5 protein-coding genes are annotated in these 6,887 nt (G+C 73.0%); 1 reads left to right on the top strand and 4 read right to left on the bottom strand.

Going from position 1 to position 6,887, the window contains the following annotated elements; all coding sequences use genetic code 11:
* Window positions 1-94 precede the first annotated feature (94 nt).
* The 4 genes from QCD68_RS16560 to QCD68_RS16545 form a co-directional block, all read right to left on the bottom strand.
* On the bottom strand, window positions 95-2,233 hold the full coding sequence (locus QCD68_RS16560) for a 3-hydroxyacyl-CoA dehydrogenase NAD-binding domain-containing protein (RefSeq protein WP_301223811.1): 2,139 nt from the start codon (window positions 2,231-2,233) through the stop codon (window positions 95-97).
* Between the two features lie 2 nt (window positions 2,234-2,235).
* Window positions 2,236-3,447 (bottom strand): thiolase family protein, encoded by a 1,212-nt coding sequence (locus tag QCD68_RS16555; protein ID WP_301223810.1) that lies wholly within the window; start codon window positions 3,445-3,447, stop codon window positions 2,236-2,238.
* Between the two features lie 126 nt (window positions 3,448-3,573).
* Window positions 3,574-4,923, bottom strand: a complete 1,350-nt coding sequence (locus QCD68_RS16550) for an HRDC domain-containing protein (RefSeq protein ID WP_301223809.1) — start codon at window positions 4,921-4,923, stop codon at window positions 3,574-3,576.
* Window positions 4,916-5,512, bottom strand: a complete 597-nt coding sequence (locus QCD68_RS16545) for a DUF3000 domain-containing protein (protein ID WP_111073295.1) — start codon at window positions 5,510-5,512, stop codon at window positions 4,916-4,918. Before QCD68_RS16545 ends, QCD68_RS16550 begins: the two co-directional genes overlap by 8 nt.
* A gap of 115 nt (window positions 5,513-5,627) precedes the next feature.
* Here QCD68_RS16545 and QCD68_RS16540 point away from each other — a divergent pair, with 115 nt between their 5' ends.
* Entirely contained in the window at window positions 5,628-6,821 is a 1,194-nt protein-coding gene (locus tag QCD68_RS16540; RefSeq protein ID WP_301223808.1) for an alpha/beta hydrolase family protein, read from the top strand.
* The last annotated feature ends 66 nt before the right edge of the window (window positions 6,822-6,887 follow it).

Genomic DNA, 6,887 nt, shown 5'->3' with positions numbered 1-6,887 from the left:
CCCCGAACCATGGGATCCCATGGTTCGGGGCGGTTCCTGTTGTGCGGAACCGGTCGGCGCCGGGCAGCGGGCGCCCGGGCGCCCGTCCGCCGGGTCAGCGGGAGGCGGGCCCGACGATCGGCGGCTCGTGGAACGTGCCGCCGAAGACCCGCTCGGACGCACCGCTGCGGTCGAGGTAGGGGCTGATGCCGCCGGCCTGGAACGGGTAGCCCGCGCCGAGGATCAGCCCGAGGTTGATCTCCTCGACGTGCTGGACGACCTCGTCGTCGAGCATGCGGTGCACCTCGTCGGCCAGGGCGTCCTCGAACCGGCGCTGCATCTCGGCAGCGTCGACCGGGTGGGCGTCCTTCTTCGACGGCGCGACGAGCTTCACGGCAGCGGAGTCGTACCCGGTCGCGTTGCCCTTCTTGTCGCGGGTCAGGATCGTCCCGTGCTCGGCGATCTTCTTCAGCCCGTCGCCCGGGTAGAAGCGCTCCGGCCAGGCGGCGTGGTGCGAGTCGAGCACGTGTGCGCCGACCGGCAGGCCGACGAGCTCGAGCAGCTCGAACGGGGACATCGGCAGGCCCAGGGGAGCGGCGCCCTCGGCCACGGTCTCGAACGAGGTGCCCTCCTCGACGCCGCGCATGGCCTCGCCGAGGACGCGTGCGAGCACCCGGTTGACGACGAAGCCCGGCTGGTCGGCCGTGACGATCGCGGTCTTCTTCAGGGTCTTCGCGACGGCCAGTGCGGTGGCGACGGCCTCGTCGGACGTCCGGGAAGCGCGGACGACCTCGAGCAGCGGCATCACCGCGACGGGGTTGAAGAAGTGGAACCCGACCAGACGCTCCGGGTTCTGCAGCACCGACGCCATCTCGTCCACCGACAGCGACGAGGTGTTCGTGGCGAGGATCGCGTCCGGTGCGATGACCTGCTCGATCTTCCGGAACACCTCCTGCTTGACGCCCATCTCCTCGAAGACGGCCTCGATCACCCAGTCGGCGTCCGCGAACGCGTCGTACGACACCGACCCGCTGACCAGGGCGGTGATGCGGTTCGCGTCGTCCTGTGAGACCCGGCCCTTGGCGAGCATCTCGTCCACCGACTGGCGGATCCGGGCGACACCGGCGTCGACGCGCTCCTGCGAGACGTCGGTGATGACGACGGGGACGCCGAGCCGGCGGGCGAAGAGCAGCGCGAACTGCGAGGCCATCAGCCCGGCACCGAGGACGCCGACCTTCGTGACCTTCTTCGCGTCGACGCCCTCGGGAGCGCCGACCGGGCGCTTGGCCCGCTTCTGCACCAGGTCGAACGCGTACATCGACGCCGCGAACTGGTCCCCGGCGAGCAGGTCGGCGAGGGCGTCGTCCTCCCCGGCGAAGCGCTCCTCGAGCGACCCCGACTTGGCGGCGGCGACGAGGTCGAGCGCGCGGAACGGCGACTTCGGGACGCTGCCGATCTTCGACGTCACCTGCTGTCGGGCGACCTTGACGACGGTGCCCCAGGCGGCCTTCTCGATCATGCCGGGTTCGTTCTTCCGGACCACCTTGGTGCGACCGGACACGACGCCGTCGGCCCAGGCGACCGCGGACGGCAGGAACGTCACCGACGGGATCAGCGCGTCGCCGATGCCGAGGTCGACCGCGGCCTTCCCGTCCATCAGACGGTTGTTCTTCAGCGGGTTCTCGACGATGACCCGCAGGGCCTTCTCCGGACCGATCAGGCGGGGGAGCAGCGTCGCGCCACCCCAGCCGGGGATGATACCGAGGAAGACCTCGGGCAGCCCGATGCCCTGGGCGGCGGACGAGAACACCCGGTAGGTGCAGTGCAGCGCCACCTCGAGCCCGCCGCCGAGCGCGATGCCGTTGACGAACGCGAAGGACGGGACACCGAGCTCGCTGAACTTCCGGAGCGTGGCGTGGCCGAGCACACCGAGCTCGTGCGCGACCTCGCGGGAGGGCAGCGCTGCCGCCTGGGACAGGTCGGCGCCCGCGGCGAAGCAGTACTCCTTGCCCGTGATCGCGACGGCCTGGACGGTGCCGGCGGCCGCGGCGGCACGGAGCTCGTCGAGCACGCCGGACAGCTCACGCATGGTGCGCGGGCCGAGCGTCGAGGGGCGCTTGTAGTCCTTGCCGTTGTCGAGCGTGATGAGCGCGAGGGTGCCACCGGAGGGCAGCGCGACGTGCTTGACGTACGAGTGGGTGACGACCTCGTCCTCGCTCAGGGCGGTCAGCTGGTCGATCGGGGTGGTGGTCATGGTCAGGCCGCCTTCCGTGCCGCGGACTTGCTGAAGTTCGGGTTCTCCCAGATGACGGTGCCGCCCTGGCCGAGGCCGATGCACATCGTCGTGATGCCGTACTTGACGTCCGGTCGCTCGGCGAACTGCGCCGCGAGCTGGGTCATCAGACGCACACCACTCGAGGCGAGCGGGTGCCCGACGGCGATCGCACCGCCCCAGGCGTTGACGTTCGGGGAGTCCTGCGCGATGCCGTAGTTGTCGAGGAACGCAAGGACCTGCACGGCGAACGCCTCGTTGATCTCGAACAGGCCGATGTCGTCGATCGACAGCCCGGCCTTCGACAGGGCCTTGTCGGTCGCGGGCACCGGGCCGACGCCCATCACCTCGGGCTCGACGCCCGCGAAGGCGAACGAGACCATGCGCATCTTCGTCGGCAGCCCGTGCTCCTTCGCGCCGGCGTCCGAGGCCAGCAGGCTCATCGTCGCGCCGTCGTTCAGGCCGGCGGCGTTGCCGGCGGTGACCCGTCCGTGGGACCGAAACGGCGTCTTCAACGCGGCCAGGGCCTCCAGGGTGGTGCCGGGACGCGGCGGCTCGTCGGCCGACACGATGTCCCAGCCCTGACCGGTGTTCACCTCGACCGGGATGACGTCCGGCTGCAGCTTGCCGGCGCCCCAGGCGGCGGCGTAGCGCTGCTGGGACTGCACGGCGAAGGCGTTGGTGCGGTCCTTCGTGATGGCGGGGAAACGGTCGTGCAGGCGCTCGGCGGTGTTGCCCATCACGAGCGCGTCGGGGGCGACCATGCGCTCCGCGACGAAGCGGGGGTTCGGGTCGGCGTTGAAGCCCATCGGGTGACGACCCATGTGCTCGACCCCGCCGGCGATGGCGACGTCGGCGGCACCGAACGCGATCGCGCCGGCGAGGGTGGTGACGCTCGTCATCGCACCCGCGCACATGCGGTCGATGGCGTAGCCGGGGACGGACTTCGGCAGGCCGGCGAGCATCCCGACGGTGCGTCCGAGGGTCAGGCCCTGGTCGCCCTGCTGGGTGGTCGCGGCGACCGCGACGTCGTCGACGGCGGCTCCGTCGAGCGAGCTGTTCCGGTCGAGCAGCCCACGCATCGCGTGCACGGCGAGGTCGTCGGCGCGGGTCCGCCAGAACACCCCCTTCTCACCGGCGCGGCCGAACGGGGTACGGACACCGTCCACGAACACGACGTCTGATGTCTTCGGCAATGCGAGCCTCCAGATCCACAACGATCGGGCCGGAGCGACGTGTCACCCCGACCGGCCGGGCCTCGCCCGGCGACGCCCCGACGCTAGTACCCCCGGCTGGGCAGGGGCACGTCGGTTGGGCGGTTCCTACGAGCCGGTGGTCCCGGTGGCGTCGTCGGCCTGTCCGTCTGCGACAAGCGCGGCGTCGCCGGTCTGCGCGTCGGCGTCCGCCGTCGTGTCGTCCGGACGGGAGGCCGTGGTCGCCGTGACCTCGGCCGCCGGGTCCTCGACGGACCGGTCCGCAGCCACCTCGAACGCGTGCGCGATGACCGACGCGGTCTCCTCGACCTGCCACGGCCGGGCGTCGTGCGACGCGAGCGTCGCCCCGACGGTCTCGGTCGCGACGGTCTTCGGCGGCGTCCAGGACACCAGACGCAGCGTCTCCGGCGTCAGCAGGTTCTCGACGGGCAGGTCGAGCTCGGCGGCACGCGCGGTGACGGCGGCACGGGCGGCGCGGTACCGTCGGTCGGCGGCCGGGTTGCGTTCGGCCCACGCACGGGGCGGCGGGAGGCTCGGCTCGCTCCCGCCACGCAGGCGCGGCAGGTCCTCGGTGGTGCGACCCTCCTCGAGGGCGGCCCACCACCGGTCGAGTTCGGAGCGGCTGGCGCGGCCCGTGAAGGACTTCAGCGCGCCGAGCTCCGCGCGCGAGGTCGGGGCGGCAGCGGCGGCGGCCACGATCGCCGAGTCCGGGATGGTCCGGCCGGGGGCGATGTCGGTCTCCTGCGCGTACGCGTCGCGGGCGAGCCACAGCGACCGGGCGATCGCGAGGGCCCGGGCACCGCGGAGCACGTTCATGCCCGACAGCCGGCGCCAGGGCTCGGCGCGCGGCGGCTTCGGCGCGCGGGCGAGGACGGCGGCGAACTCCTCCTCCGCGATGCGTGCCTTGCCAGCTGCTTCGAGGACCGCGGCGAGCGAGTCGCGGAGGTCCGGCAGCAGTTCGACGTCGAGGGCGGCGTACACGAGCCAGGCCTGGGGCAGCGGCCGGGTCGACCAGTCCGCGGCCGAGTGCGCCTTCGCGAGCGTGATGCCGAGCAGCTGCTCGACGACCGCACCGAGGCCGACACGGGGGAACCCGGCGATGCGCGCGCCGAGCTCGGTGTCGAAGATCCGGGTCGGGACCAGGCCGACCTCGCGGAGGCACGGCAGGTCCTGCGACGCGGCGTGGAACACCCACTCCTCGTCGACGAGCGCGGCCTGCAGGTCGGTGAAGTCGCCGATCGCGATCGGGTCGAACAGGAACGAGCCGGACCCGCGGCGGAACACCTGGATCAGGTAGGCCCGCTGCGAGTAGCGGTACCCGCTGGCGCGCTCGGCGTCGACCGCGACCGGACCGGTGCCGGCGGCCAGGCGGGCGACCGCGTCGAGGTACTCGTCGCGCTCCTCGATGACGTGGACGGCAGCGTGCGCGTCCTCGTAGGCGGGATCGGCGTCAGTCACGGGCGAGCCTCCGGGGGGCCAGGAGCGAGACACCGTCCGAGGCCGGGGGGAGTCCGGCGAGCATCGCCACGATCTCCTCCCACGCCTGCACGTGCGGCGTCAGGTCGTCGTCGAGGGGCGTCCACGACGCCCGCAGTTCCAGTTGGGCACCGTCGCCCTGTGCCGCGAGTTCGCCGTACCCGCGCGAGATGATCTTCGTCGCCGTGCCGGACGCGTTGCCGTACCGGGCGCCGTGCGCGTCGAGGGCGTCGACGAGCCAGCTCCAGGTGACGTCGGCGACGAACTCGTCGACACCGATCTCCGGCTCGAGTGGGGCCTGCGCGAAGGTGACGATGCGGTACGCGCCGCCCCACCCCTCCGGCTCGGCGGGGTCGTGCAGGGCGATGAAGCGTCCGGTGCCGAGGTCGGAGTCCACACCGTGCACCGCGCCCGACACGTCCGCCGCCAGGGCGAGCGAGAACGGGGCGATGCGACTCGGCGACGGGATCTCGGTGACCGTGGTCTCGGTGCGGGTCCTGCCGCTCGACACGAACTGGCGGAGACGCGCGAACGCCTCCGGTTCGGCGTCGGGGTCTCGGGATTCGGGCACGGATGCAGACTAGGCTCCGGACCCAACACCGGTACGGGCGGCACGCCGTCCGCCCCGCAGTCGTGCTGCCCGCAGTCGCCCTCGTCCTGAGTCGTCCTCGTCCTGGAAGGCCCGCATGGCCCGCCGTCCCGATGCCGTCCGGTCCGTCGGCCTCCTCGCGCTCGGTGCCGGCGTCACCGCCGCTGCGGTCGGCTTCGCCGTGGTCGCCGGCTCGGTCGCCGCCGTCGCCCGGGCCGTCGTCACCCCGGACCGCAAGCGCACCGAGCGGGTGCCGATCACGGCCGTCGACCTGGAGGCGCGCACCGTCTCCCTGGGACGCAGTCCCGACACCGAGTCCCCGGGTCGGTACAGCCTGTGGTTCGGTGGCGCGACGGGGCACATGCGGGTCGGCGAGGTGCTCGACACCACCGACACGACCGTCACCCGTCGGGTCATCGCCGTCGACGCCGGCGACCCCACCGTCGCCCGACGCGGTCGGTGGGGCGGCTGGTTCTACCTGACCCCCGGGGAGCTCGGGGTGCCGGTCGAGGACGTCGACGTGCAGACCCCGAACGGCCCCGCACCCGCCTGGGTCGTCCGTGCCGAGGACCCGGCCGCGCCCTGGGCCGTCCTGGTGCACGGCCGAGGTGTGACCCGGGCCGAGACGATCCGCGCAGTACCCGTGTTCCGGGCCGCCGGCTACTCGGTGCTGCTGGCGTCGTGGCGGAACGACGGCGTCGCACCACCGAGCCCGGACGGTCGCTACGGCCTGGGTTCGACCGAGTGGGAGGACGTCGACGCCGCCCTGGACTGGGTCGCGCAGCAGGGCGCCACGAGCGTCGTGCTGATGGGCTGGTCGATGGGCGGTGCCGTCGTCCTGCAGACCCTGGTGCGCTCGGGCCTCGCCGGACTCGTCAGCGGCGTCGTGCTGGAGTCGGCGGTCGTCGACTGGCACGCGGTCCTGAAGTCGCAGAGCCGGGCGCTCCGGCTGCCCCGACCGGTGCGGAAGGTGGCGCAGTGGGTCCTCCGCACGCCCGTCGTCCACCGGGTTGCCGGACTGGACCAGCCGATCGACCTGCGGGAACTCGACATGGTCGCCCGCGCCGACGAACTGCGGGTCCCGATCCTGCTGCTGCACAGCGACGACGACGGGTTCGTGCCCGCATCGGCGTCGTACGCACTCGCCGCGGCCCGGCCGGACCTGGTGCAGCTCGAGGTCGCCCACGTCGCGCGGCACACCAAGCTCTGGAACCACGACGCCGACTGGTTCGACGCGCGGATCCGGGCGTGGCTGACCGAAGTGGTGCGGCCGACGGCCGACGCGCGGTAGACGGGACCGGCGGTGGGGGGGGGGGGGGGGGGGGGGGGGGGGGGGGGGGGGGGGGGGGGGGGGGGG

Source organism: Curtobacterium sp. PsM8 (assembly GCF_030433875.1).
In the GTDB taxonomy this organism is placed as follows: Bacteria; Actinomycetota; Actinomycetes; order Actinomycetales; family Microbacteriaceae; genus Curtobacterium.
This window is presented reverse-complemented; position numbering and strand designations above follow the sequence as displayed.